General features: G+C 56.9%; 2 pseudogenes. Both read right to left on the bottom strand.

Annotation, left to right across the window (positions count from 1 at the left end):
- Positions 1 to 538 (bottom strand): annotated as a pseudogene (locus tag CF70_RS00605) (hypothetical protein); the annotation flags it as partial.
- Between the two features lie 98 nt (positions 539 to 636).
- A pseudogene (locus CF70_RS00600) lies at positions 637 to 1454 on the bottom strand (alpha/beta hydrolase); the annotation flags it as partial.

Raw genomic sequence — 1454 nt, 5'->3', positions numbered from 1 at the left:
CGCCGATCAGTGCACCCGGAATGCAAAAACCACGTTCCGTGGGGACCGTCCAGTCATCGCGGTAAGTGATGTTTTGGTATTCATCGGTTGTGAGCTGCGTGAACTTCTGTATCCCGCTGCTGCGCTGAACGTCAGACTTCAGGGTCAGCATTGTGCTGCCGGCTAGCACGTAGCCCTCAGCGGTAAAAGGATAATCCTCTTTCACTTTCGCTTTGAAAATCAACAACCGGGAATTGGGTGTGGGTGAAACGGCTTGCTCCAGCCAAGGAACGTCGCTCTTATGAAGACCGTTATCTCCCTTTTCCATCATTTCATCGGTGAGCGGGATGGATATTGTTCGCTTGTTGGCTCGCAACTCGCTTTCGCGTGAATCCACTTTGTGCTGAAACGTTCCCGGGCTGACATCTCTGGCAATTTCAATGTCATCGCCCCAGTATTCGTATTTTTCGTAGCTGAGTCCGCTACGCGCAGGGCGATCCATCACAAGTCGGCCAATGCACCACGGACGCGGATCGGCAAGCAAGGGGTTGTTGGTCATTACGGACTCCACGGGAACCGTCCGCGCACAGGCGGACAGGCTGCATATCGTCAGGAAGAGGGCGCCGCGCAGTACGCGCGAAGTAATCGAGCTGGGACTCATTGGGAGGACCCCTTGGTTCCGTGCACGATCTGCGCCACGCTGTACAGGGTGGCCCAGCGCGTCCAGGGATGGTCGAAGCACTTCTGATGGTCGTAGCCGCCCTGCACGAAAATCATCTGCACGCCGTTGGCTTTGGCTTTCGATAGGCCAGGTATCAGTCCGCGTCCCTGCGCCGCTGCCGACCAGGCCGGCACGGTGCCGTCGCCGGCGATAATGCCATTGTCCTTTTGCCCCGGCTTTGGCGCGACTGCTTGTTGTTGCACGGTGAGTGTGACGACTCTACCGCCTGCCGCGATCTTGAGCACGCCGCGGTGGTCGTCACGATCATTGCTAGCCCATTTGGCGGCTTTTAGCTCAGCTTCCCCGACACCTTCTGGAAGATCGCCCTGCCACACCACCTTGCCCCAGGTTTGCAGGCTCTTCTCCGGTTCACTGAATTCCAGCTTGGGAGACTCCCGTGCGTCATCGGAGCGTTGTGGTTCGAGCGCGCCGTCTCCGTACAGCGCATAGGTGTTGGGATGGTAGTTGTTCATCAGCTCCTTTTGCCGATCCACTACATTGCTCATCATTCTTTTAAAGTGTTCATGCACAGTAGAGGAGTCTTTTTTCTCTTCCAGCCGCTTCTTCACAATCCCCGCCGGATCCAGCAAGGAGCTATCAGGCAACAAGCCGTACCACGCGTCGTTGATGTAGAGTTCGTCCAGCGCGCTTTGCTTGGGCAAGGCCATGCGTACTTCGCCGGCCTTGTCCACAAAGATCCACCACGGCTTGCGATCGTGGTAATCCGGCATCGGCGACAACTCCATCGGACCTT

It is taken from the genome of Cupriavidus sp. SK-3 (genome assembly GCF_000611145.1).
Classification (GTDB): domain Bacteria; phylum Pseudomonadota; class Gammaproteobacteria; order Burkholderiales; family Burkholderiaceae; genus Cupriavidus.
This window is presented reverse-complemented; position numbering and strand designations above follow the sequence as displayed.